24 protein-coding genes and 2 tRNA genes are annotated in these 24,089 nt (G+C 37.9%); 13 read left to right on the top strand and 13 right to left on the bottom strand.

Annotation, left to right across the window (positions count from 1 at the left end):
• Positions 1-621 carry a 4'-phosphopantetheinyl transferase superfamily protein gene (locus E6H07_17645; GenBank protein ID TMI62081.1) on the bottom strand — a complete coding sequence of 207 codons (621 nt, stop codon included), beginning with the start codon at positions 619-621 and terminating at the stop codon, positions 1-3.
• Positions 622-799: 178 nt separating this feature from the next.
• Between E6H07_17645 and E6H07_17640 the strand changes: the two genes are divergently transcribed.
• Positions 800-1,336 carry a dCTP deaminase gene (locus E6H07_17640; protein ID TMI62080.1) on the top strand — a complete coding sequence of 179 codons (537 nt, stop codon included), beginning with the start codon at positions 800-802 and terminating at the stop codon, positions 1,334-1,336.
• A 7-nt stretch (positions 1,337-1,343) separates the two neighbouring features.
• Here the strand turns inward: E6H07_17640 and E6H07_17635 are convergent, their stop codons facing one another.
• Positions 1,344-1,817: a tryptophan-rich sensory protein gene (locus tag E6H07_17635; GenBank protein ID TMI62079.1), complete on the bottom strand. Its 474-nt coding sequence runs from the start codon at positions 1,815-1,817 to the stop codon at positions 1,344-1,346.
• A 30-nt stretch (positions 1,818-1,847) separates the two neighbouring features.
• Positions 1,848-2,924, bottom strand: coding sequence for a DUF3810 domain-containing protein (locus E6H07_17630; protein ID TMI62098.1), 1,077 nt, complete (start codon positions 2,922-2,924; stop codon positions 1,848-1,850).
• 169 nt (positions 2,925-3,093) lie between these two features.
• Here E6H07_17630 and E6H07_17625 point away from each other — a divergent pair, with 169 nt between their 5' ends.
• The 4 genes from E6H07_17625 to E6H07_17610 all read left to right on the top strand — a co-directional run bounded on the left by E6H07_17625 (position 3,094) and on the right by E6H07_17610 (position 6,147).
• Positions 3,094-3,648 carry a DUF177 domain-containing protein gene (locus E6H07_17625; GenBank protein TMI62097.1) on the top strand — a complete coding sequence of 185 codons (555 nt, stop codon included), beginning with the start codon at positions 3,094-3,096 and terminating at the stop codon, positions 3,646-3,648.
• Between the two features lie 30 nt (positions 3,649-3,678).
• Positions 3,679-3,873: a 50S ribosomal protein L32 gene (rpmF, locus tag E6H07_17620; protein ID TMI62078.1), complete on the top strand. Its 195-nt coding sequence runs from the start codon at positions 3,679-3,681 to the stop codon at positions 3,871-3,873.
• A gap of 109 nt (positions 3,874-3,982) precedes the next feature.
• A complete protein-coding gene (gene plsX / locus E6H07_17615; GenBank protein ID TMI62077.1) occupies positions 3,983-4,924 on the top strand; it encodes a phosphate acyltransferase PlsX in 942 nt (313 codons plus the stop codon).
• Positions 4,925-5,022: 98 nt separating this feature from the next.
• Entirely contained in the window at positions 5,023-6,147 is a 1,125-nt protein-coding gene (locus tag E6H07_17610; protein TMI62076.1) for an MCE family protein, read from the top strand.
• Between the two features lie 447 nt (positions 6,148-6,594).
• Here E6H07_17610 and E6H07_17605 read toward each other — a convergent pair whose 3' ends face one another.
• From E6H07_17605 to E6H07_17580, 6 genes are all read right to left on the bottom strand, one after another.
• Positions 6,595-7,650, bottom strand: coding sequence for an AI-2E family transporter (locus E6H07_17605; GenBank protein ID TMI62075.1), 1,056 nt, complete (start codon positions 7,648-7,650; stop codon positions 6,595-6,597).
• A gap of 238 nt (positions 7,651-7,888) precedes the next feature.
• Positions 7,889-8,245: a hypothetical protein gene (locus E6H07_17600; GenBank protein ID TMI62074.1), complete on the bottom strand. Its 357-nt coding sequence runs from the start codon at positions 8,243-8,245 to the stop codon at positions 7,889-7,891.
• Positions 8,245-8,586 (bottom strand): hypothetical protein, encoded by a 342-nt coding sequence (locus tag E6H07_17595; protein ID TMI62073.1) that lies wholly within the window; start codon positions 8,584-8,586, stop codon positions 8,245-8,247. The genes E6H07_17600 and E6H07_17595 overlap by 1 nt, the downstream gene beginning before the upstream one ends.
• Before the next feature lie 48 nt (positions 8,587-8,634).
• Positions 8,635-8,913 (bottom strand): YtxH domain-containing protein, encoded by a 279-nt coding sequence (locus tag E6H07_17590; protein TMI62072.1) that lies wholly within the window; start codon positions 8,911-8,913, stop codon positions 8,635-8,637.
• A 103-nt stretch (positions 8,914-9,016) separates the two neighbouring features.
• Positions 9,017-9,208 (bottom strand): hypothetical protein, encoded by a 192-nt coding sequence (locus E6H07_17585; protein ID TMI62071.1) that lies wholly within the window; start codon positions 9,206-9,208, stop codon positions 9,017-9,019.
• A 47-nt stretch (positions 9,209-9,255) separates the two neighbouring features.
• Positions 9,256-9,429: a DUF1328 domain-containing protein gene (locus E6H07_17580; protein ID TMI62070.1), complete on the bottom strand. Its 174-nt coding sequence runs from the start codon at positions 9,427-9,429 to the stop codon at positions 9,256-9,258.
• A gap of 215 nt (positions 9,430-9,644) precedes the next feature.
• Here E6H07_17580 and E6H07_17575 point away from each other — a divergent pair, with 215 nt between their 5' ends.
• Together E6H07_17575 and E6H07_17570 are read left to right on the top strand one after the other, a co-directional pair.
• On the top strand, positions 9,645-10,118 hold the full coding sequence (locus tag E6H07_17575) for a DNA starvation/stationary phase protection protein (protein ID TMI62069.1): 474 nt from the start codon (positions 9,645-9,647) through the stop codon (positions 10,116-10,118).
• 266 nt (positions 10,119-10,384) lie between these two features.
• The gene (locus tag E6H07_17570) at positions 10,385-11,806 is read left to right on the top strand and encodes a GHKL domain-containing protein (protein TMI62068.1); all 1,422 of its coding nucleotides are present in this window, start codon (positions 10,385-10,387) and stop codon (positions 11,804-11,806) included.
• Positions 11,807-11,853: 47 nt separating this feature from the next.
• On the opposite strand, the gene E6H07_17565 is transcribed toward E6H07_17570, so the two are convergent.
• Positions 11,854-12,252: a response regulator gene (locus tag E6H07_17565; protein TMI62067.1), complete on the bottom strand. Its 399-nt coding sequence runs from the start codon at positions 12,250-12,252 to the stop codon at positions 11,854-11,856.
• Positions 12,253-12,486: 234 nt separating this feature from the next.
• Here E6H07_17565 and E6H07_17560 point away from each other — a divergent pair, with 234 nt between their 5' ends.
• Both E6H07_17560 and E6H07_17555 read left to right on the top strand, forming a co-directional pair.
• On the top strand, positions 12,487-13,947 hold the full coding sequence (locus E6H07_17560; GenBank protein ID TMI62066.1) for a sigma-54-dependent Fis family transcriptional regulator: 1,461 nt from the start codon (positions 12,487-12,489) through the stop codon (positions 13,945-13,947).
• Between the two features lie 275 nt (positions 13,948-14,222).
• Positions 14,223-14,564 carry a hypothetical protein gene (locus E6H07_17555; GenBank protein ID TMI62065.1) on the top strand — a complete coding sequence of 114 codons (342 nt, stop codon included), beginning with the start codon at positions 14,223-14,225 and terminating at the stop codon, positions 14,562-14,564.
• A gap of 186 nt (positions 14,565-14,750) precedes the next feature.
• On the opposite strand, the gene E6H07_17550 is transcribed toward E6H07_17555, so the two are convergent.
• Positions 14,751-14,827: transfer RNA gene (locus tag E6H07_17550), tRNA-Arg, on the bottom strand.
• A 273-nt stretch (positions 14,828-15,100) separates the two neighbouring features.
• On the opposite strand from E6H07_17550, the gene E6H07_17545 reads away from it, so the two are divergent.
• A tRNA-Lys gene (locus tag E6H07_17545) sits at positions 15,101-15,173 on the top strand.
• Positions 15,174-15,202: 29 nt separating this feature from the next.
• Here the strand turns inward: E6H07_17545 and E6H07_17540 are convergent.
• Together E6H07_17540 and E6H07_17535 are read right to left on the bottom strand one after the other, a co-directional pair.
• A complete protein-coding gene (locus E6H07_17540; protein TMI62064.1) occupies positions 15,203-16,783 on the bottom strand; it encodes an amidohydrolase in 1,581 nt (526 codons plus the stop codon).
• A gap of 68 nt (positions 16,784-16,851) precedes the next feature.
• Positions 16,852-20,175, bottom strand: coding sequence for a tetratricopeptide repeat protein (locus E6H07_17535; protein ID TMI62063.1), 3,324 nt, complete (start codon positions 20,173-20,175; stop codon positions 16,852-16,854).
• Positions 20,176-20,396: 221 nt separating this feature from the next.
• Between E6H07_17535 and E6H07_17530 the strand changes: the two genes are divergently transcribed.
• The 3 genes from E6H07_17530 to E6H07_17520 all read left to right on the top strand — a co-directional run bounded on the left by E6H07_17530 (position 20,397) and on the right by E6H07_17520 (position 24,070).
• A complete protein-coding gene (locus E6H07_17530; protein TMI62062.1) occupies positions 20,397-21,731 on the top strand; it encodes a CHASE2 domain-containing protein in 1,335 nt (444 codons plus the stop codon).
• A 15-nt stretch (positions 21,732-21,746) separates the two neighbouring features.
• Complete coding sequence (locus tag E6H07_17525; GenBank protein ID TMI62061.1) at positions 21,747-22,643, top strand: hypothetical protein; 897 nt, start codon at positions 21,747-21,749, stop codon at positions 22,641-22,643.
• Between the two features lie 113 nt (positions 22,644-22,756).
• Positions 22,757-24,070, top strand: a complete 1,314-nt coding sequence (locus E6H07_17520; protein TMI62060.1) for an insulinase family protein — start codon at positions 22,757-22,759, stop codon at positions 24,068-24,070.
• Positions 24,071-24,089: the final 19 nt, after the last annotated feature.

Here is a 24,089-nt window from a genome sequence, read left to right as displayed (position 1 = left end):
TTAGCTCATCACCCAGGCCAATACTAAATGCTCAAACTGGCGATAGTGGGCAGTAAGAGGTGTATCATTTTTTGAAAAGAAGCAATCAATGGTATCATCAGCTGGGTTTTGTTTTAATAATTGTATTTCTCTTCTGAAATCAACTCCACCGAATCCATGCCATTTAAATACCGATTCTTTTGTTGACCACAATAAAGTCGCAGGCTGAATCCGATTTTCGCTGGAGCCGATCAAATGAAATATCTCATGTTCCTTAGCTGAAAGAAATTTGTGCATGATGCTAGCAATTTTCTCCACCGGTATTTCAATATCAATTCCCACCCTTTTATCCCTGCTCACAATAGCTGCCGCATAATCACCACAATGAGAAATGGAAAAATGAAATTGCTCATCGGGCAAAAAAGGTTTGCGGGTATCCGCTATCTCGATCAAATGATAAGGAAATACCGGAAAAAGATATTGCAGTAAAAAACGACCAGCCAGGTGCTGCAGTCTTTTGTGCGGATGCGTTACATCCCTGTGCTGAGGCACATTAGCCTTAAAGAATTCTTCTGTTTCTTCGATCTTCCAGATGCCCAGTCTTGTAGTTTCGTTGATTTGTTGTTGAAAAAATATCGGCACAGATGTTATTTTAGATTTAGTCCCGATAGCTATCGGGAGCAGATTTTATTTATCATTGCAAAAAATTAGGTCGCCTGTAATGTTCAGTAAAGATAAGAACCCTGAAGTGTGCGACGCAACATAAGCCTAATAGTATTATCCCGATAGTTATCGGGACTAAGTACATAAAAAACAAAACATGATTTTATCTGATACAAGAATCCTGGAAGAAATTCAGAAAGAAACGATCAAAATAGTTCCGTACGATCGTGAATGCCTCGGCAGTAACAGTTATGATGTGCATCTTGGTAAAACACTGGCAACTTATAAAGAACATATTCTTGATGCAAAAAAACACAACCAGATAGAAATATTTGAGATCCCGGACGAAGGCTTTGTTTTATACCCGCATATTTTTTATCTCGGCGTTACGCTGGAATACACCGAAACTCATGCCCATGTTCCTTTTCTTGAAGGCAAATCCTCAACCGGGCGCCTGGGAATAGATATACATGCTACTGCCGGCAAAGGCGATGTTGGTTTTTGCGGTAACTGGACATTGGAAATATCTGTAAAGCAACCCGTGAAAGTTTATAGAGGTATGCCAATTGGACAACTTATTTATTTCCCTGTAGATGGTGTAATAGAGATAGCCTACAATCAAAAGAAAAATGCCAAGTACAGTGGGCAGCATGATAAGCCGGTGGAGAGTATGATGTGGAAGAATAAATTCTAAACTTCAATCAACTATTCAATTTCCAGATTGTATAATTCAGTATCGCTGCAAAGCTTACCCAACTAATGTAGGGAACCAGTAACCATGCCGCTATTTTATTAATTTTTGCGAAAGTAAAAATAGTAACCAGTATCAAAACCCATAAAGCAACAATCTCCGCAAATGCCCAGCCCGGCTCATGCTGGTTAAAGAAAATAAAGGACCAGAAAAAATTGAATATAAGTTGCAAAGCAAACATCAATATTGCATAATTCTTCTGATTACGGGTTGTATCAGCTTTCCAAATAAGAAAAAGAGCAATACCCATCATTATATACAGGATTGTCCATACCGGCCCGAATATCCAGTTAGGCGGATTCCACGACGGTCGCTGTATGGTTTGATACCAGCCTCCGACTCCGGTTATGGTAAAAAAACTGCTGGTGAATCCAACGGCAAGTGGAATTGCTATGGACAGTATAAGCTTTATTACATTATTCATACTGGTAAAACAAACAAAAAAGAATATTGTTTACAATGACTCAAGCCCATACTTTTTATAGTATGCAATTAACCATCCGACCACTTCATTATAAGCCTGCTTACCTGCCGGTTGATTATTGGCTTTTAAATATTCTCCATAACCCCACGAGATAATTTTTTCCAAAGGATTACGGTGACGGTAAAAAAACTCTCTTAGTTCCTGCCTGTCTTTTTTTACCAATGTATCCAATTGTGTAAGGTATTTTTTAGCCGCCACAGAGTCCTTTCTCATCAGATCTGTAATGGCATAACTAAATATGTCGGAATAAACTGAATACCTGAAATATGGTGATTGTGAGTTTTTTGCGGCTAGATAGCCGGCAAAATTGGCTTCGTTTTCTTTTGCATAGCCCAGTTGATGTCCTGCTTCGTGACAACTTACAAAGGGTATCAAAACTTGTGGTACTGTTGTATTCACCTGTGCCTCGCCTGAAAAGGGATTATAGTAACCCTGGAATCCAAGATAGTTGCCTGCATAGCTGAAAAGTGATGGCTTGATCGATTTGCTTTGATAATTCAAAAAAGGATATTGTTTTACTGCCTCATCATAAGCCTCCATTGTTTCATTGAAAAGATTTCTTTTGCGCTTTAATGATTTTTTTTCGCTGGCGGAAAACTCTTTCGCATAATAATTCACCTTTTCTGTTAGTTTGCTTACGAGGCTATCAAGGTCGGTATTTGAATATTTTGCCAGCTTTAAATCCAACTGTTGACCAACGCCCATCCGGTTATAGTTTAGCCCCCAAAGCAAATAGAACAAGACATACATAAAAAGAAAAAAGAAAATGATCTGCTGAAGGCCGGTAATAAAGAACTGTTTGTTGAACTTCTTTTGCCAGGCTGTTTTGATCAGCTGAAATGTTTTATAAATAATGATAAGTATAAGAAAGGCGTAAAATACATCCCCAATACTGAAAGGAATCCAGCCAAATAAAATGCGTTGAGCCCTGGAAATGAGGGGGTAAAGGCCGTTTGAGTAGTATTTTTCAATAAACCCGGGATAAAGCGAAACCCATTTGATAGCAATAGCTGTAACAATGAGAAAAACCCAGCTCTTGCTTTTCATAAGCACTGTGAATATGCGGGCAATGATTTTTTTCAACCAGCGGGATTTTATTTGAGAATCAACGCTAAAATAAGCATCCGGCGCTAAAAATAATTTAATTTCGACCCTGATTTTAAGGGTTAAATCCCTACCTTTGCGTCCCGTTTTTAGAGAACCAAAAGCTGAAGAAATGCCGCACCGCAGGGAGTTTGAAATAGCAATTGTGGGGTTGAAACCCGGTCCGCATGAGTTCAGTTATGATATTACGGATAAGTTCTTTATAGCCTTTCAGCAGCAGGATTTTAAAAACTGTAAAGCACATATCAAACTCTGGCTTGATAAGAAAACAGGTTTCATTCAGTTGAAGTTTGAGGTCGGTGGTACTATTGAAGTGGTATGCGACAGGTGCAACAGTAACCTTCCTCTTGAACTCTGGGATGAGTTTAATATGATGGTAAAAATGGTGCAGGAGCCTGAACTGATGAATAACCAGGAAGATGATCCGGATGTGCATTATATCGGTCATGGTGAAAGCCATATCGACGTATCGAACTGGATCTACGAATTCATTAACCTGAGCATACCAATGCATAAGACCTGCAGTTTTGAAAAAATGGATGGCCCATACTGCAACAAGTCAGCTATGGATATGCTGAAAAAACTGGAGGCTGAAGAAAAGAAAGACGAAGAAAAAGAAAACCCGATCTGGAAAGGATTGGAAAAGTTTAAGAATCTAGATAATTGATATTTTAAAACGACATTTAATATTTGAGTTATGCCAAATCCAAAAAGACGACACAGCCAGCAACGTAGTGCAAAACGCAGAACGCATTATAAAGCGACAGCTTCTACTTTAACTATCGACAGCACTACTGGCGAAACACATGTACGCCATCGTGCACATGTAAGCGAAGGCAAACTTTACTACAGAGGAAAAGTAGTAAGTGAGATAGCGAGTGCTAAAAAATAAAAGGATTAAGTTCCAGATAACAAATTCCAAATTCCAGGTGGAGTACTCTTCATTTGCGGGATTTGGGATTTTTTATTTGTAGTTTTTCAAACGATAGTTACATTGCGTTATGAATATTGGCCTCGACATGATGGGTGGTGATTTTGCCCCGCTGGAAGCAGTAAAAGGGGTACAAGAATTCTTGAATGAAAGTAGCGGGGATATTCAATTGTTTTTGATCGGGGACAAAACAAAAATTGAAGAAGGAATTGCTGCTACTGGTTTAAGCCCCGCCAATCTTCATATTATTCATGCATCACAGGTAATAGACATGCATGAACATCCCACCAAAGCTTTAAAAGAAAAACAAGATTCTTCAATTGCCATCGGCTTTCATTTGCTTGCTTCCGGTAAAACAGATGCATTTATCAGTGCAGGTAATACAGGTGCTATGCTGGTAGGTGCTTTGTTTAGTATAAAAGCATTGGAAGGAGTATTAAGGCCAACCATTTCTACAATCATTCCCAAAGAAAATGGAGGCACGGGCTTGCTGCTCGATGTAGGTTTAAATGCAGATTGTAAACCGGAACAATTGAACCAGTTTGCCATTATGGGTTCTGTGTTTGCGCAATTGATCTTAGGAATTGAAAGTCCAAAAGTAGGTTTGGTGAATGTTGGCGAAGAAGAAGGAAAAGGCAACCTGCTCGCACAAGCCACTTATCCCCTGCTTAAGGATAACAAGCATATCAATTTCATCGGAAATATTGAAGGCCGTGATGTACTTATTGATAAAGCAGATGTAATGGTTTGTGAAGGATTTACGGGCAACATCATTCTAAAGCTTGCGGAATCACTTTATGATATTACCCAAAGGAAAAACATCAAAAACGAATATTTTGACAGGTTTAATTTTGAAAACTACGGAGGTACGCCGGTATTGGGTGTAAATAAACCGGTGATCATTGGACATGGAATTTCCCAGGCAAAAGCATTTAAAAATATGATCAGTGTTGCCTGTAAAATGATCGAGAAGGATGTTTTAGCAAAAATGAAAGAGGAGCTAGTCAATTAATATGCTTTCGACAAAATAGATTTCTTCCTATTGAGTTTATAAGAATTGCCACTATCTTTATAGTCCACCTATAGTCCACGACCACCAAACAGCCACCAATGAGAGGATATTTACTATCCATGTTTCTTTATTGCCTTACCGCAGGGGCTCAACCCTATGCTGACCCGAATGAGTTAAAATCGCCCTCTTTAAGTGTTAGCAAAAAAACTTATTTCTTCTCTGTAGGCGAACGCAAACTACCTATTCATGTACATCAATATGGCGATGTAAAGGATCTTGTATTCATTAATATGCACGATGATGAGGTTACATCTGTAGAAGCCACCCGGCAATTGTTGGAAAGCAGAGGCGGAATACTAATACAAATTGAAAATTCGCAGAAGAGAAATGTGAGATTCAAAATGAGAGGCGTCACATACCAGTTTGACCCCAACCGCATTTTTTCCCGTGATGGCACCAAGTCAACGCTTGAATTCTTTTATCGGAGAAAAGTTTCTGAAAGAGTAATAGACGAGGTTGAGAATTTTGGTCAATGGCTTTTGCGGCTGATACCGGAAAATCCAAAATGTGTAATTGCATTGCATAATAATACAGAAGGAAATTTTTCGATCAGGGATTATTTACCCGGTCATAGTCGTGATGAGGTTGCCGAAACTGTGAATGCATTACCTGAACAGGATAGCGATGATTTATTTCTTACAACTGAGGCTTCAATATATACAGAAATAAAAGAAGCCGGTTACAATATTATACTGCAGGCCAACAGCCGGGCAAAAGATGACGGTTCCTTGAGTATCTATTGTGGTCGCAATAATATACGCTATGTAAACCTGGAAACACAACATGGCAAACTTCAACAGTATAGGGAAATGATGACAACCTTGCTAGATGTGTTGGATGGAGCAAAGCCCGGCAGAAATTTTTATAATTTTTCTATACAGCTTACGGATTCGGTAAATGCAGATCATATAAACACCGGAACCAAGATTTATTTCAATGAGAAAGAAGTTGGCGAGCTAAGCACTATTGAATTCTGGACAGACTTACAAAAGATCACCGGCCAGTTTTCGATAAAAAAAGATTTCATTATTTATTCCAATTCAGATCTTTTTCTAATTCAGTCAACATCATCCTCCCCGATAATTGAAATCAGGATTGACCCCACCCGGGAGAAATCCATTACCGATTCGCAAAGAGATATAATTGCAATCCAGTTAAAATAAAAGTGCCCGATAAGAAAGATATCGGCTTATCCTCTTCTTATTTCAATTGTTCGCATGAAAATGACTTTTCCTCTTACTCAGTATGAGAATTATTTTTCCCATTTATAAATGATTTGATGATATGTAGATGAGGCATAGATATTGCAAATTCTATTCAAACATTTATTTATGAACCGAATATTCTATCTATTGCTTTTTGCCATAATGATATTTTTTTCCGGCTGTGGTGTTGTAGAAGGTATTTTTAAAGCTGGTATGTGGTGGGCATTTATTCTAATTTTTGGATTTATTTTTCTCGTGATCTGGATTTTTTCAAAGACCAGGAAAAAATGACCTGTTGTTCCCGATACTTTCCTTACTCCGTTAAAATTTTCCTACCGGAGATGCTTACACATCTTACCCCGATATCTTTATGGAAAAAATTCCGCAGGAGAAACGAAAGAAGCATTAAGTACTTTCTGCAGGAGTTTGCAACTCTTCCTTTTCTTTTTCGACTGGCTCTACAAACTCATTCATATAAATTTTAAAGAGAACGATTATATAGCTAACTAATAAAGGTCCAAATACCAATCCTATAAACCCAAATAACCCCAAACCTACAATGACACCTAACACCGTAATAACCGGGTGTACATCACCCATTTTTTTCATAATAGTTATCCGGGCAATATAATCAACATTGCCGGTGACAATAAGACTATAGAATAACAGTCCAATTGCCATTACTGAATTTCCACTTGTATACGTATAAATAACTAAAGGTATCCAGACTAACATGGTCCCTACTATAGGAAAGAAAGCAAAGACACCGGTAAGAAAACCCCATAATGCCCATTCTTTCACTCCAAAAATGAAATAGCCGAGGGTCGCAGCAGCACCCTGGATAATTGAAATAAGCGGAATCCCCAATGCATTGGCTTTTACTATTTTTTTTGTTTCAGAAGCCAGCATTATGGTGTTGTTATCCTTTAATGGAATGACGCGGAACAATGTTTGCTCAATTTCACGGCCATTACATAGCATGTAATACAGAACGAATAACATTGTTACCAGGTTAGCAAGAAGATTAGCTGTGCTATTCAAGAAGGAAGGCAGAAAAGCAATCATTTTATCAAGAGACCCTGATAATGATTTTTCAGAAACAAAGGTATAACCCATTTTTTGCTGCACCTCTGCTACAGCTTGTTTAATAGTTTCAAGAGTAGCTGTAGGATCGCTGAGAAAATCATTCATCTTAGGGCTGATAAGTGTAATGGCAAGAAAAACCGGAAGCCCCAATAAAAGCAGGTAATACAAAATATATAAACCTGCAGCCCTTCCTTTTTTCCATTTCTTTTTATATACAAGCTGAAAATAACTAGCACGACTCAGAATATAAAGTGTTACTGCTCCCAATAAACCGGGAAGAAAGAGATATAATTCCTGGATAGAGATCCAGATGAGTAAAATTAATATAGCTAAAAGTAATACCTGCTTGATGCGGTTATTAAAGGTTACGTTCATTGGATGTTAATTTAAATATTGGAGATAGCTTGTATTATATACATTCTGGTAATTTACAACAAAAAGAGCCAGATCTTCTGATCCGGCTCCTCACAGGGTAATTAAACCGGGATTATTACACCCGGATTGAATGAAAAATTGTTAGTAGGGTTTGCCGGAGATTATTTGGACAAAGTTTTTTTTAAATATTAGCACCAGCAAATTTCACCAACAATTTTCCTTGTTCTGATCTTTATTATTACATACCACTAGTTTTTTTCTGCATTTCGGGAATCTTCTTTCTTACAAAATTGGCAACCAGGAATTGTACTGCTGTCCCGGTTATTTTTTTAAACATATTTCCCGAATTACCAACAACTAATTTTCTTCCAAGTAACCCTGCACCCATACCAATAGCCGTATTAATAGCCGCACTGCGTATATCTGGCGATTGAACTACATCTCTTAATGCTGTCCTGATCATATTAGAAGGACTAAAACTTTCCATCATACTCATTGCAGACATTTTAAATTCGGCCATTTGTTGATCCTGTAATTTTTCTAATTCCAGTATCCGCTTTTCCAGGCTGGTCATGCTTGATACAGAGGTTGCCACTACTTAATAATTTTATTTATTATCAGGTTCGTCAACGGATTCTTTATCAATTTGCGCCGAAATACATAAACTAAAAAACCAGCAAGCACATAAAAACCGCCTACAATAAAAAATCCATAACTTATATTACCCATCGCCGATCCGATCCAAAATGCCCCTCCAATACTTAATATTGTAATTGCAGTAATTGTGAGAATAACAACTGCTATTACCGAAATAATTGATGAAACTGTTTCAGAAATTTTTCCTGCAGCCCGAAGCTTCCATAACTCAACTTTTGTTTCTGCTATCTCCCCTGCCCTGGAAACAAGATTCTCTATATTGTCAATTATGGACTGCATGATAAACAGTTTTTATACTGCTGGCTGGTTAAAAATTTTCTTCAACAATCAAGACAAAGCGTTTTTCATCTCATTTTTTGCAGAACCAAGCTTTGCTTTTGTTTTATCAACAAATTCTTCTCCATCTTCTTTAACACCGGCGTAAGTTTCTTTTGCTCCATCAATAAAACTACCAACGGAATTTTTCACAGAGTTTGCCAGGTCGCCAGCCTTATTGAAAATTTTTTTTCGGGTATTTGGACCTGAATCTGGTGCCAATAAAATTCCCGCTACTGCGCCTACTGCTGCTCCGGCAAGAAAGGCAACTAATATGTTTGAAGTACTCATAAAAATGGTTTTTAATGTTTAAAAATTGTTTTAACTATGGATTACTTAAAGAATCATGCCGTATTACTACTGCATACTTTTTTTACTATCGCATTCCGGAAATTCAATTATTCTCTTTGGAGGTTTTTTTAACCGCAGGAATATCTACACCTAATGTCATAATCGAACGTAAAAAGAAAAGCAATGCAACGATCAAAGCTATATGTATGCTTGACGACCGGTCAGGAGAAAATAACCCAACTATCCACAAGCCTAAAAATGCAAAACTTAATATTAACAGTAGCATCCTTTTCATGTCAAAAGAAAAATGTTTAAAAGATAAATTGTAGTTATTCCGCCTGGTTAAATCCCTGACCCCCCAGCTCTTTTCCCGAAAATCAACGATAAGACGAAAAGAATAAGAAAGATGACGAAAAAAACTTTTGCAATAGAAGCTGCTCCGGAAGCAATACCACCAAAACCAAAAATGGCTGCAATGATGGCGATAACTAAGAAGGTAACTGTCCAGCGTAACATAATAGTTGATTTTAAGATTATCGAATTTTATTTAGTGAACTTCTTTCAATAAGGAAAATAGCATGCCACATCGTTTCGAACCTTTATAATAAATACTTTTCAATTTTAACGGGGCCTTTTTTCCCCAACCGAAGTAAAAACTACTAATGCTGCTTTCGCAATCTGTGGAATAATAGTTGCAAACCTTCTTTATCATTAACTAAAATCAGAAATGTATGAAAGTAAATATTGGCATTACGGAAAAAAACCTCTCGGCTATCAATTCACTATTAAGTAGTGTACTGGCGGATGCTGTTGTGCTTTACACTAAAACAAGAAAGTTTCACTGGAATGTTTCCGGCAATAGTTTTATGGAGCTGCACGAACTGTTTGAAGACCAGTATAAGCAACTAGAAAAATCTATTGATGAAATAGCAGAAAGAATTAACAAGCTTGGCTTCAAAACACCTGGAACAATGACGGAGTTTTTGCAAACGTCTTCATTAAAAGAAGCGCCGGGTAAATATCCTGATCAAAAACAAATGATAAAGGAGTTGCTGAATGACCACGAAGCAGTTGTAGTGCAACTGCGAAAGCATATTGAGGATAGTGATGAAAAATATAAGGATATAGGAACGGCCGATTTTCTTACAGATCTTATAAGGGAACATGAAACACTGGCCTGGAAGCTAAGGCGCTACCTTTCCTGATTTTTAAATAATGCGTTGCTATGGAATACATCTGACCATTAGGTTTAAAGGTCGAACTACAACAAATAGCTACATATATAATTCTACCAACGATGGCTGACCATTCTTGGGCATTATCCAAAACTATCGAGCAGTTATTTTGCTCCTGCCTTTGGTGGAAATGGAATTACCTTTAGTATAACAGACCCGTAATAAGGCAATAAAAATAAAAACTTAGGCTTTTCTTTCGACAGATAAACTGATTATATCTTCATTTTCTTATTCTTATGCAAAATGCGTTAAAAAAAATCAAGAGCAATCCCAGAATAAAAAATGGATACTTGGCAGGATTTACTTTTTTATTAATTGCCTGTTTAGTTACACTGTATGCCAACCGGCAACTTATAAGGCAATCTGAGCTGGTGGCAAACACTAACAAAAAAGTTACAACTATAGAAGCTTTATTGTCACAGGTTAAAGATGCCGAAACGGGTGTAAGAGGCTACCTCGTTAACCACGACAGCACATTTCTTGAACCTTATACAGGAAGTAAGATAATTGCAGATTCTTTATTTAAAATACTAAGAGAACAGATAGGGAGCAACCGTGAGCAACAAAACCATCTTACGGAACTAAAAACATTAGTGGATGAGAGATATTTCGCTTTGGAGGATAATGTTATTGTATATAACAGGAACAGCAAACGGATTATCGATTCTATTTATTACATACAAGTAAAGGGCAAAAGGGTAATGGATAACCTGAGAAAAAAAGCTACCCTTATACAGGCAAATGAAGCCGGGCAACTAAGCAGAAGAGATGAAAACCTTGCTCAAAACTTTAAGGCGTTGAACATTATAATTATTTCTACGATCAGTATTGCCGTTGCAATTTTGATCTTTGGTTTTATAACACATACAAAAGAAAACCAGGCGCGGCGGCAGGCAGAAAAAAAGATCATTGATTACCAGGCGGAATTAAATTCCCGAATCGAAGACCTGCACAAAGCCAATAAAGAACTCATACAGATACGCAGCCAGGAAAAATTTGCTGCTACCGGCCGTATTGCCAGAACAATTGCTCATGAAGTAAGAAACCCTCTTACAAATATTAACCTGGCCACTGATCAGTTAAAAGCAGAAATAATTAATGCGGATGAGAATAATAGTTTACTGTTTGAAATGATCAACAGAAACAGCCACCGTATTAACCAATTAATATCGGATCTGCTTAATTCTACTAAATTTTCTGAACTCACTTTTAATAGGATCTCGGTCAACGAACTACTTGACGAAACAATTAAAGAGGCAGCAGACAGGATTGCCCTTACGAATGTAAAAATAATTAAGAAATACAGCACTGATATATGCGATGTGACCGTTGATAAGGAAAGAATAAAGATTGCTTTCCTTAATATAATTATCAATGCGCTGGAGGCAATGGAGAATAGACCCGATGGCAAGTTGATAATGGAAACAAAGGGGGAAAATGACAAATGTAAAATAATATTTACAGATAATGGCCCCGGTATGGACGATGAATCACTGTCGAAATTGTTTGAACCTTACTTTACAAATAAGCCTAATGGAAATGGATTGGGTCTTACCAACACTCAGAATATTATCCTAAACCACAAAGGAGATATAACTGTGCAAAGCAAGAGAAATGGAGGAACAAGTTTTATTATTACACTTGATTTTGCAAAGTAGTCTGTAAAAATTGTGGAGTTTATTCCACAAACAGGGTAAAAAAGTAATCAATCTTCAGTACGACTTAGTAGAACATCAATTATATTATTTACCTCCGTAATGGTAAAAGGCTTGGAAAGAAAGAAATCGGCCCCGTTGCTATATGCCCTGGAACGATCCTGAGGAGTATCATGTGCAGTGATCATTATTATTTTTAGGTCAGGATTACTATTCTTGATTTTTGTAATGAAGTTAATACCATAGCCATCCGGCAGGCGATTATCTAATAACAAAATCTCCGGATCCTCCTGCTGAATACGGGTTTCAGCGGCGGCAAGAGAATGAACATAGGAAACACTGAAATTTCTTTTTGTAAGATTCCGGCTTAAAAAATAACAGATATCTACTTCATCATCTACTATCAGAATTTTAGCTACGGACGTCATGGCTGAATTAAATACACTCACTTTCAATCTAGTTTACACTTTCTATTATAGTCGCAAGAAATCTGCCATATATGATTTCAGGTGAAACCCACGAATTCAGGCATCTTCTTTGCTATTTGGGACTTACAAGCTTTAAAAAAGGGAATATATTTTCTCATTGTGATATAAGTTTTCAATTATAATTTTACTGTCTGAGTACCAATATTTTTCAAATCTTTTTTAAATAAATATTGACGAACCAATAATCAATAGCAAATGAAAAAAATACTGATTATCGATGACGACGCCGACATGTGTCGACTGCTTAGCCACTTCCTTCAACGGAAAGGATTTGAAACAGATTCGGCTCCTACAGCAAGTAAGGGCTTGGCAAAGTTTGCAGAAGGTCATTTCGACCTTGTTTTATGCGATTTCAGATTGGGAGAAAAAGATGGAAGGGATGTGTTGCAGGAAATAAAAAAACAAGATCCTGCGGCAATTGTAATCATAATTACAGGTTATTCTGATATTAAAATGGCCGTAGAGGTAATGAGGTATGGAGCGTTTGATTACATCACTAAGCCTTTAATACCAGAAGAGATACTTAACCTGATCAATAAAGCCCTGACATCAAGAGAGCCATCGGCTACAAAGCCTGTACAAGACAATAATACCAACACAACAGCCTCACCAACGTGGAATGCAAAAAAAATAATTCTGTCATCAGAAGAATATTTAGTAGGCGTTTCGCCAAAGACAACAGATGTGTATAAACAGGTAGCATTGGTGGCACCTACAGAATATAGCGTAATCATCTACGGCGAAAGCGGAACAGGGAAAGAAGTAATTGCACAAACTATTCATGACTCAAGCAACCGGAAAAACAAACCATTCATGGCGGTGGACTGCGGCACATTATCAAGAGAGCTTGCCGCGAGTGAGTTGTTTGGCCATATAAAAGGATCATTTACCGGTGCATTAGGCGATAAAGAAGGAATGTTTGAAGGAGCGGATGGCGGTACTTTGTTTTTAGATGAGGTATCTAACCTGCCGATGGATGTACAGATCACTCTTTTGCGGGTAATACAGGAAAGAAAATTTAAACGGGTAGGAAGCAATAAAGATCTACCTGCAGATGTACGGGTAATTGTAGCATCAAATGAAAACCTTCAGGATTCTTACCGGAAAGGAAAGTTCAGGGAGGACTTATATCACCGCTTCAATGAATTCTCTATTTCACTTCCACCTTTGCGGGAACGAAAAGAAGACATTGCTTTGTTCGGAGCATTTTTTCTTGATAAAGCCTGCAAAGAACTTGGTAAACAATTAGAAGGGTTTGATGAAGAAGTAATGCAACTTTTTCAATCGTATAGCTGGCCGGGTAATTTGAGGGAATTCAGAAATGTGATAAGAAGGGCAGCGTTATTAACTCCTTCAGGACTGATCACAGCAAATGTGCTGCCTTGGGAAATAATTGGAAACCTTGGAAAAGAAGCAGAAGCCCCTGCTGCAAGTAATGGTAATGGCCACATCATTCATTCACATCCGCCAAGAGATCTAAAGGATGCTACTTCACAGGCAGAATATGAAACCATCATGAACGTATTGAAAGAAGTAAAGTTTAATAAAACAAAAGCCGCTGAACTTTTAAAAATAGACCGTAAGACATTGTATAATAAAATGCGTCAGTACGAAGAGTCAAACCAATCAAGGAAACACGATGTCTCTGTCAAATAACAGATTATAACTATACCCTATCCTATCAGCATTTTCTGAAGTAATGATCAAGATTTTTTTCTTGATCATTACTTTTTTTAGTCCTTATATATACTACTATATTAAAAATCTTTCATGATAGTAGGCTAGATCATGAGTAGTAATTTTCCCGAATTGGTATTTTTTTCCCGTGTTTATGTATCCAAAACATTGCTTATGAGCACAAAATATTAATGGCATTGTTTTTACAATATCATTACTGCAAACTAATTTATAATAAATAAAATTTAATGTTTATGGCTAACACTCAAACAGACAACACTAAAAATGTCAACCCACAAGGAAGTGGTGCAAACAGTGCTACTGCTGAACCTCAAAAAGAAAGGGATCAAAAAAATAATCCTCAATACCGGGATTCAGACAGCGAAGATCAATCAACAGTTACCAACCAGGATTCTAAGATCATTAATAAGGATGAACCAATGAGAAAAGATCCAAAGGCTCAGGATGAAACAAATGATGATGAAGATGTTGATGAAAAAGGCAGGGTGGAAAATTATAAAGATGACCATGAAATAGATATGCCAACTCGGGATTCAGAAAAAACAGAAAAGAAGATTCCTAATATGGAAAGATAAAAGATAGTAGTATTGGATAAGGTATGGAGTGGTCATTTACTGGAGCAGTTTTTAAGTGATCACTCCTATACTATTTTTAGCCAGTACTAAACTTACGCCATTTCATTACCCAATTGTTTTTTAAAGAACTCATCAAAATAAAAAAGGTCTCATAAACTGCCTGTTTACAAGACCCTCTCATTTTTTTCGTGACCGCGTCAGGATTCAAACCTGAAACCTTCTGATCCGTAGTCAGATGCTCTATTCAGTTGAGCTACGCAGCCAAGGCCGGCAAAAATAAGACAAATAGGCTTGTGTGCCAAACAAAGAATTGATCTTGATTACGAAGTATAATTTTTTTTCCTGCAAAATTCTTGTGTTAATCTGTTCTAAAATTAATAAGCCTGCATTTCAAAAAAACAGTGTTTTAAATAACTGCTTATTACCCTCCTTTTCAGGCTATAATTTCTTCTAAAATCTGTTGATAACTAATAGAATTTTTTATTTGGACTGAAAGGCCTGAGCCTGTATTTTTGCACTCCTTTTTAGGAAAGGTTGATCTCGTAGCTCAGTTGGTAGAGCACAACACTTTTAATGTTGGGGCCCTGGGTTCGAGTCCCAGCGGGATCACAGCTAAGCTTCACAATTGTGAGGCTTTTTTATTCTTGTCCTGGCTGTTTTAGCTTCCATCCTGTCTTTGCTTTTTCCTCATCTACTATTTTCTTTACATCAGCCAGTAATTTTTTAGCATCATAAACAATTCCGTCTTTGATCGTATACTTCACACCGCCAACACGAACAGATTTATTTTCCGCATTCAATCGTATTGCACCAGTTCCATAAAGTACTTGTAAATTTTCTAACGGATTTGCATCGACAATAACCATATCTGCGAGTTTACCCACTTCAATAGTTCCAAGATCTTTATCTACCCCTAAAGCTTGTGCTCCATATAAAGTTGCTGAGCGGATAACTTCTAATGGATGAAAACCTGCTTCACGCAATAACTCCAGTTCGCGAATATATCCAAAACCATAGGTTTGATAAATAAATCCGTTATCGCTTCCTGTTGTTACACGACCGCCACGATTTTTGTATTCATTTACAAATGTCATCCACAAACGATAATTTTCTTTCCATTCTATTTCCTGCTCTGTTCCCCAATTGAACCAGTATGAACCATGTGAATTACGATTGGGTTCATAAAATTTCCATAGAGATGGCAATGTATAATCTTCATGCCATTCCAATCTTCTTGTTTTATGCAGGTCGCGACTGGCTTCATAAATATTAAATGTAGGATCGAGTGTAAAATCCAAGCCCAGTAATTCATTCATTACTGCATTCCATTTTTCGCTGTAAGGTTTTGCAGCTTGTTTCCAAAGTTTACCAGCTTCCTCAAAACGATGTTCTTCATTTGCATAATTATAATCGAGCGGATAATTCTGAACAGTTTGCTTTTCGAACATTGCTTCTGGTAATCCATACCAATGTTCCATTGATGTAAGCCCTGCTTTTGCAGAATTCACAACATTCCATTGCGCTACACTCATCTGCATATGATGGCAACAACTGCGTAATCCTAATTTTTTATTTTCACGGATAGCGGCATCCATGATCTGTGGCGCAGCTCCAAAAAATTTAATACCATCAGCTCCTTTCTTTGCGTTTTCATTTACCCATTCTCTTGCTTGTTCAGGCGTAGTGATGGTTTGCTTTGCTCCTTGCCCGAAAGCTGTGTAAGCAAAAATCCGCGGAGCAGTTATTTTGCCTTCATTGCTTTTTTGCTTTTCATCGAGTACCCAATCCAATCCATTGCCACAACTCGGGTCACGGATTGTAGTAATGCCATGCGCCAGCCAGAGTTTGAATACATATTCAGCAGGAGTGCCTTGTGCTGTTCCTCCAATATGTCCATGCATGTCTATCAACCCTGGTAACATATACATACCATCACATTTCAGTTCCTTTCCTCCCTCTTTCAACTTTGGTCTGCTGGCTTCATTGATCGGCATTCCCGGACTGCCAACTCCTGCGATCTGAACGATCCTATTTTTTTCAATTACAATATCCATCGGACCGATGGGAGGTGCACCGTTTCCATTTATCAATATAACACCACGAATGATCAATTGCGGCCATGGTCCATCACCCTCTTTTACTTCAGGTGCTTTTTTTATTTGTGGAAACGATTTGGTAAAAAATAAAATGCAGATAAATACTAAAAATATTTTTCTCATAGCAGTTGATTGAAAAAGAAAATTACTTCAAAGGAGTTCTTTGAACAAATAAAAAAATTACAGGCACACTACTGTCCTGTATATTTTTTTACGAGATCGACAAATGGTTTGAAATTTTTTAGGCTAACGAGATCAGGATCTGTGATCAGGCTTTCATAATCTTTGAAGCCTTTATCAATTGCCAGTTGCAAATAACGAACTGCTGGTTCTTTCTTATCACTTAGTGCATAACTGCAGGCCAATTGGTAATGCAAGTTGGCGTTGCGTGGTTCAAGTCGTACTCCTTTTTCAAGATAGACGATGGCAGAGTCAAATTTACTCATTGAATGATACAACAAACCAAGATTAGACGCTGCTTTCGGATAAGTAGAATCCATCTGCACAGCCCGGATATAGTAAAGCGCTGCAGAGTCATTTTGTTCAAGTCGCTGATAGGATGCACCGATACTATTTACCACCTGCACTGAAGAGTTATCTAACGCCAATGCCTTTTTATAATAAACAATTGCTGAATCAAAAACTTTCAGATCATAAAAATAACCGCCAACGCTTGCATAAACTGTTGCACTTGCGCCTCCTCTCCTTGTTAATTGTTTCTGATAATAATATCCCGCTGAATCCAGTTGATTCATCTGCTTAAAGACGGATGCAAGATTAAGATTAGCATACGTATTATCAGGATCGAGAGTGATCGCTTTGCGCAAATAAATTCTTGCCGAGTCCAGTTTTTTGTTTTCCCGCAGGAATACTAATCCAATATGTCCATAGGTATTGGCATTGGATGGATCATAAGCAAGCGATTTGCGCAGGTAGGTTCTTGCCGAATCATATCGCTTCAAATCAAGGAAGGCCAAGCCGATCTCATTCAATGAGCCAGAGTTTGCATCATTAAATCCGCGGTTATCTTTCAGGAAGTTCGTAACAGAGTCAACCTGGTCAAGTTCTTTGAACAAACGCATCAGGTTATTATAAGCTGGCAGGTAATCTGGACGTATTTGCAATGCCCGTTTGAAATAGCTTTTCGCAGAGTCATACTTTTTATCTTGTTTAAATACCACACCGAGATTATTCAGGATAATATTATTTCTCGGCTCAAGATTAATTGCTTTCTGAAAATAACTATAAGTACTATCCAATTGCTTTTGCTCTCTGAACACAAGACCAGTATTGATCAGTGAAAATGCAGAAAAAGGATTTACAGCCAATGCCTGCCTGTAATACGCTTTTGCAGAATCATATTCTTTTGTTTCAAAGAAAATTCTTCCCATGTTATTATAGGACTCTTCATAATTAGGGTCAAATAAGATAGCCCGCCTGTAATACACTTTTGCAGAATCATATTCTTTTAACTGTTTGTAAAAATTACCGATATAGATATTTACAGTTGCTTTATCCTGGTAGTTGACAAATGCTTTGTCAAAATAAACCCGTGCTGAATCATACTGTCGCTTTTCAATAAAAGCTTTGCTCATACCATTATAGGCATTGATGAACTTCGGATCAAGCGTTATACTTTTTCTGAAATAAATAATAGCAGAGTCATATTTTTTTCGGCTCATATAAATCCAACCGATATTATTTGTAGCATAAGTATTTTTTGGTTCTATTATCAAAGCCTGCCTGTAATTATAAATAGCAGAGTCCGCCCGGTTCAATGTTTGGTAATAACTTCCTAAGTCAACCCATGCATCAGAAATGGTCGGATCCAAATCAATTGCCCGACGATAATATTTTGTAGCAAGATCCGGCTGGGCAAGACTGCGGTAAGAAAATGCAAGGTTCAGATAGGGATATCTCCATTTCGGCGCCTTTGCAATCGCTTTTAATGCATAATAGATCGAACTGTCGTAACGTTGGTTGTCCATATGCAATGATGAAAGTGTGTTCATCAGGTAGGCAGCATCCTTTTCAGTAGTAATAGCGGTATAAGCATATTGAAATGCTCTTTTGATATCAACTGTTTTCCTATCCCTGCCGAAATAACCTCTTGCTTTAAAAAAATACATCCTGCCGGTTAATGATTTTGCATACTGCGGATCATCAGGTTCAATCAATTTTATAGCTTTCTCCAGCATCAACCCCACTTCATAGAATTCCTGTCGTGCAATTTTTTCCATCCGGTCAAGACTTGAACTCCCTTCCCCTCCCTCATCTTCTACTGTTTCCGACATCTGGCTTCTTATCTTTTGAATCGTCGACGCATCCTTACAATCAAGATAAAGATTGATTTTTTCCTGTGCCACATTCACGAACTCAGCAGCAAGTGTTGACTGTGCATCCGAAGTATATGGATCACCTGGATATTTTTTTACCATCTGCTCATAATAGTACTCAGCAGATTTATCACCCGTCAGTTTATTTTCTTTTATGGCTTTGTTGAAAGCATTGTACGATTGTATCAATACGGTATCCTCATAAAAATGTCTGTACTTATATCTGGCTTGAAATGCATTCCCCCCCGATTTTAAATATTGATCCTTTACTTGTATCCATTTACGCAAATAAGCAGTGTCGATCTGTGAGATCATCGGATCCTTTGTCTCCGGACAGCAGATATAGGGTTCCTGTTTTTTATGAAATTTTGTCATCGCAAAAGAGGGAACGTTCTTATCAATATATGACTTAAGCTCATACAGTGATACCTTCTTATCTTTTGATTCATCTGCTGAGCCGTTTAATCCGTCCACTAGAAAATAAGTAAAGAGACCATGACCCGTTCCGCCAATCTTTCCATCTTCAAATGATTCCTGTCCCGCACCAGTTGCAAGCATGGTTATTTCACCAGATGATTTTTGAGTAATCGCCTTTGTAAGTGCTGCCTGGCCATCTTTACCACCGGGCAGCTCATTACTACGACAAGCATCCATGATAAAGTACACTTCTACTCCTTTACCGGTCATTTCCTCAATACGACTTTTCAGGTTATATAACTGAATGCTACCCCCGGCGAGATAATTGTTCTTATCGCCTGCCGGGTTAGTTTCATAAGTAAGAAAGAAAAATTCATCTTCATCAATTGCATCTCCATGTCCGGCGAGATAGATAAAAAGTCGGTCCTTGTCTCGCAGGCTTTTTGCCTTCAGCCATTTATTCCCTTTGCTCCAGAAATTCGTGGACATAGCCTGCTCATTCAATAGCATAAAAATATTGTCATCGCTCAAAGAGCCGCCGGCAGGAGATTTTAAAAAATCATGGAACAATTCGGCATCCTTATCTGCGTACTGAAGCTCACGAACATATTTGTATTTGGAAATACCAAGGATAATTGCAAAGGTCTGAGGCCCGGTAATAGTTGAGTCACGGAGCTTGGGTGGAGCCTGCGCATGTAAATACTTGACTTGCAACAAGCCGAGTAAGAGAAGCAAAATAACAATGGAACCTTTTTTTGCCATAAATTAGCCTTCGAATTTACTGATTTGCGCAGACAATCTATACCACAAAAGTGGTAATCTGGCCTTTTGGCCATTTCATATTCAGTTTTCCATATAGTTTTGTTCAAAATCGGTTAAGCATAGTTCCATTCATCAAGGCTTAATAGAAGCATCAATGATGAACGGAGCGTCGCCACTAAAGTTAAATCGGAGTTAATGCTGCCGGGAACCAAAAATTAAAAATGAAGCTACCATTTCACAAACGCATTTTCCATCATTCCAAAAGGTATGCAAGACATCTTACAAAATATCTCTACGAAAGAGATACGATTTTTGCTACCCTTTCAGTGTTCATATTCCTGTTTTTGCTGGGCATAATACCTATCAATTTCTATGTGCTGAACCCGATGAAAATGGCCCTGAAGGATTTTGATTTTAATGATATTGCTTATGCAAAAACTCATAAAGATGATGGTATAAAGATTGACAGGCGGATTGTAATAGTTAACATTGGTACATTGGACAGGGCACAAATGGGATTCCTTATCGAAGCTGTAAATGCATATAAACCCAAAGTGATCGGGCTTGATACTTTTTTTGAAGGTGAGAGGGAATCTGAAAAAGATTCAATCTTAAGAGAAGCATTCAGAAAAACAAAAAACCTCGTAGCGGTAAGTGTGGCCGAAGCTGATGAACATGGTAAGATAAAGATCAAGAAAAACAATTTTGATGATGTACTTCCCAAACGTGGTTATGCCAACCTTGTCGGCGAAGATGTAGGTACCATACGCTATTATGCTCCATTCGATGATATAGACGGTAAAAGGTACCCTCAAATTACTTCTGCAATCGTAAAAGAATACAACGATACCACCTATAAGAAATTAGAAAAAAGGCATAAGGAGGTGGAAACAATAAATTATACCAGGACGGTAAACAATGAGGACAAAAAGAAATACCAGGTAGTTGAACCTGAGGAATTGTTTGCAGATGGAATTGATACTAATATGCTCAGGGGAAAGATCGTTCTTCTTGGCTATATTAATCTTGATCCCAATAATATAGAAGATAAAAAGTTTACCCCCATGAATAGCAAATTCTATGGTAAACAGCACCCGGATATGAATGGAATCATCGTTCAGGCAAATATTATCTCGATGGTTCTGGATGGAGAATACGTTAATAAAATGCCGGCATGGGTAGCCTGGATATTTGCCCTTTTGATTGGCTGGCTGCATATGTCCCTTTATATCCGGTTTTACCTTGAGGATCATATCTGGTTTCACCTGGTCGCTAAGCTTACCCAGGTGTTTTCAGTGATATTTTTTGCGTATCTTGGCATGATTATTTACGATAAGTTCAGAGTAAGGCTGGAAATGAAGTATACGCTGTATGTAATCGCCCTTGCTGTTGACGTGATTTACTTCTACGAAGCCTTAGTTACCTGGATGCACAAAAAATTTGGTTATGCAACCATTTTCGGCCACCATCATCATGAACATGGGACAGAAGAAGCCCATCACCCTGCTGTACATTCAACACATGAACAACATACAAATACCCACGAGGCCCATTAAACAAAACTAACGAACATGAAAAAACTCTTCTTCCCGCTTACAATTTTACTGGCTACCTCTGCTGCTGCACAGGAGAACCAGTTTGTAGTTTACAGTGTAAAAGGAAATGTAACTGTGGTACAGAACAACGCTGAAACAAAAGCAAAGATCGGGACCATTGTTACCAGTGGATCCACCATTAAAGTACCGCAGGGTTCATTTGCTACATTGATCTGCAATGAGACCCGGGCATTTTCTCTTAACAAAGCCGGCAATTATAATACCGCCAGTTTTAAAGATTCCTGCAAAGTCGGAGGTGGCTCCCTTAGTTCCAACTACATGAAATATGTATGGAATGAAATGACCAAGCCGAAAGGCAGTCCCGAAAAAAACAGGAAACAGTATATGAACAATGTAGGTGCTGTTAGCCGCGGTATCAACAATGTATGGATAGACCCGAAACTGGATACGGTAAATTATGTTTCCGGTACAGTGCCGCTTTCATGGAAAGCTTTTACCGAGTCTGAGGAATTTGAATTCAAATTATTTGAATCAGCTACCGGTGGCGAACCCATTCATTCAAAAGTTGTGATGAAAAAGCATGTTGATATTAAAGATATCCTGACCATTATTAAACCTGGCAAAACTTACTATTGGACAGCCATGGTAAAAGGCGAAGAAAATGAAGACAGGAAATTATTGAAATATTGGACAAAAGAAGAATATGCTATTTATTACAACAGCATAAAAAATGCAGGCCCTGCTGCTGAATCAGATGGTGAAAAGAATTTTCGTATTGCCTTCATACTGGAGGAAGCACATTTCCTGGCCGAAGCTTATGACCATTATTTAAAAGCAACACAGTTTACACCTGATAATGTTTTTTTCCGCTCTACATTTATGTCGTTTAAAAAAGATTACGAGATCAAATAAAATAAGAGTGAAAAGATATAGTGGGTCCCGCTTCGGCGGGACTTATTTTTTTATGAAAGGTGTTGCTGATACCCTTTGTTTCCTTAGTTTAGCCCCGCATTAAATTAATTACTATGAAAAGAATATTTGCACATGCTTTGTTCCTGCTTGCCGTTTCATCGCAGGCACAGATGAAAGCGGATGATGTAAAAACATTTACATTGAAGAACGGAATGAAATTCCTTGTCATCGAGGACAATTCAATTCCTAATGCCAATATGTATATGTTTTACAAGGTAGGTAGCCGAAACGAATACCAGGGTATTACAGGTCTCTCCCATTTTTTTGAACACATGATGTTTAACGGTGCCAAAAAATATGGTCCGAAAATGTTTGACCAGACTATGGAATTTAACGGCGGCGCCAATAACGCTTATACAACAGAGAATGTAACGGTGTACACCAACTGGTTTCCATCTTCAGCAACTGAGGTGATCTTCGATCTGGAAGGTGACCGCATTTCCAGTCTCAGCATTGACCCTAAAATGGTGGAGAGTGAAAGAGGTGTTGTAATAAGTGAAAGAAGCACTGGTCTTGAGAATTCACCATGGAATGTACTTTTTCAAACTGCACAAGGTGTAGCGTTCTTAGAACATCCTTATCATTGGCCGGTAATCGGATACCTGGACGATATGAAGAATTGGAAACAAGCTGACCTTGAACGTTATTTTAAAACTTACTACGCACCGAATAATTGTGTAACAGTTATTTCGGGTAATGTAAAGTTTGATGAAGTAAAAAAGCTGGCTGAAAAATATATTGAGCCAATACCTGCACAAGCCGCACCTCCGAAAGTGAACATAGTTGAACCGCCACAAAACGGCGAACGCAGAGTCGTGATGCAAAAAGATGTAGCTACACCCTATATCGGGATTGGCTGGCATGTACCGGAAGCAAAGCATGAAGATTATTATGCGCTAACATTATTAAGCGATATTCTTACCAGTGGACGTTCATCAAGATTATACAGTTCGTTGGTTGATAAAAAGCAACTGGCAACAAATATCTTCGCCAATTTTGGTGAGAGCTTCGATCCTACGCTTTTCAACATTGCAGGTGTAACTGCAAAAAACATCAGCGAACTGGACCTGGAAAAAGCTATTTATGAGGAACTGGATAAAATAAAAAAAGATGGTGTTACTGATAACGAACTACAGAAAGTAAAAAATCAAAAGCTGATGGAGTTTTATGGACAGGTGGAAACAATCAATGGTAAATCAAATAACATCGGCACTTATGAAGTGTTCTTTGGTGATTACCGGAAAATGTTTGATGCACCCGCAGCATTTAATAAAGTAACATCAGATGATATTAAAAAGGTGGTAACAAAATATTTTACCAAATCAAACCGTACGGTAGGAATTTTAAAATCAAATACTGAAGAATAACCAACCTAAAAAGAAATTT

It is taken from the genome of Bacteroidota bacterium, from assembly GCA_005882315.1.
Lineage (GTDB): Bacteria > Bacteroidota > Bacteroidia > Chitinophagales > Chitinophagaceae > VBAR01.
Note: the sequence above shows the minus strand (reverse complement) of the source record. Positions and strands in the feature narration are given on the sequence as shown.

Coding starts and splice junctions, on each gene's coding strand:
- E6H07_17640 (TMI62080.1), top strand. CDS start 800: ATGATTTTATCTGATACAAGAATCCTGGAAGAAATTCAGAAAGAAACG.
- E6H07_17635 (TMI62079.1), bottom strand. CDS start 1,817: ATGAATAATGTAATAAAGCTTATACTGTCCATAGCAATTCCACTTGCC.
- E6H07_17630 (TMI62098.1), bottom strand. CDS start 2,924: ATGAAAAGCAAGAGCTGGGTTTTTCTCATTGTTACAGCTATTGCTATC.
- E6H07_17625 (TMI62097.1), top strand. CDS start 3,094: ATGCCGCACCGCAGGGAGTTTGAAATAGCAATTGTGGGGTTGAAACCC.
- rpmF (TMI62078.1), top strand. CDS start 3,679: ATGCCAAATCCAAAAAGACGACACAGCCAGCAACGTAGTGCAAAACGC.
- plsX (TMI62077.1), top strand. CDS start 3,983: ATGAATATTGGCCTCGACATGATGGGTGGTGATTTTGCCCCGCTGGAA.
- E6H07_17610 (TMI62076.1), top strand. CDS start 5,023: ATGAGAGGATATTTACTATCCATGTTTCTTTATTGCCTTACCGCAGGG.
- E6H07_17605 (TMI62075.1), bottom strand. CDS start 7,650: ATGAACGTAACCTTTAATAACCGCATCAAGCAGGTATTACTTTTAGCT.
- E6H07_17595 (TMI62073.1), bottom strand. CDS start 8,586: ATGCAGTCCATAATTGACAATATAGAGAATCTTGTTTCCAGGGCAGGG.
- E6H07_17590 (TMI62072.1), bottom strand. CDS start 8,913: ATGAGTACTTCAAACATATTAGTTGCCTTTCTTGCCGGAGCAGCAGTA.
- E6H07_17585 (TMI62071.1), bottom strand. CDS start 9,208: ATGAAAAGGATGCTACTGTTAATATTAAGTTTTGCATTTTTAGGCTTG.
- E6H07_17580 (TMI62070.1), bottom strand. CDS start 9,429: ATGTTACGCTGGACAGTTACCTTCTTAGTTATCGCCATCATTGCAGCC.
- E6H07_17575 (TMI62069.1), top strand. CDS start 9,645: ATGAAAGTAAATATTGGCATTACGGAAAAAAACCTCTCGGCTATCAAT.
- E6H07_17570 (TMI62068.1), top strand. CDS start 10,385: ATGCAAAATGCGTTAAAAAAAATCAAGAGCAATCCCAGAATAAAAAAT.
- E6H07_17560 (TMI62066.1), top strand. CDS start 12,487: ATGAAAAAAATACTGATTATCGATGACGACGCCGACATGTGTCGACTG.
- E6H07_17555 (TMI62065.1), top strand. CDS start 14,223: ATGGCTAACACTCAAACAGACAACACTAAAAATGTCAACCCACAAGGA.
- E6H07_17540 (TMI62064.1), bottom strand. CDS start 16,783: ATGAGAAAAATATTTTTAGTATTTATCTGCATTTTATTTTTTACCAAA.
- E6H07_17535 (TMI62063.1), bottom strand. CDS start 20,175: ATGGCAAAAAAAGGTTCCATTGTTATTTTGCTTCTCTTACTCGGCTTG.
- E6H07_17530 (TMI62062.1), top strand. CDS start 20,397: ATGAAGCTACCATTTCACAAACGCATTTTCCATCATTCCAAAAGGTAT.
- E6H07_17525 (TMI62061.1), top strand. CDS start 21,747: ATGAAAAAACTCTTCTTCCCGCTTACAATTTTACTGGCTACCTCTGCT.
- E6H07_17520 (TMI62060.1), top strand. CDS start 22,757: ATGAAAAGAATATTTGCACATGCTTTGTTCCTGCTTGCCGTTTCATCG.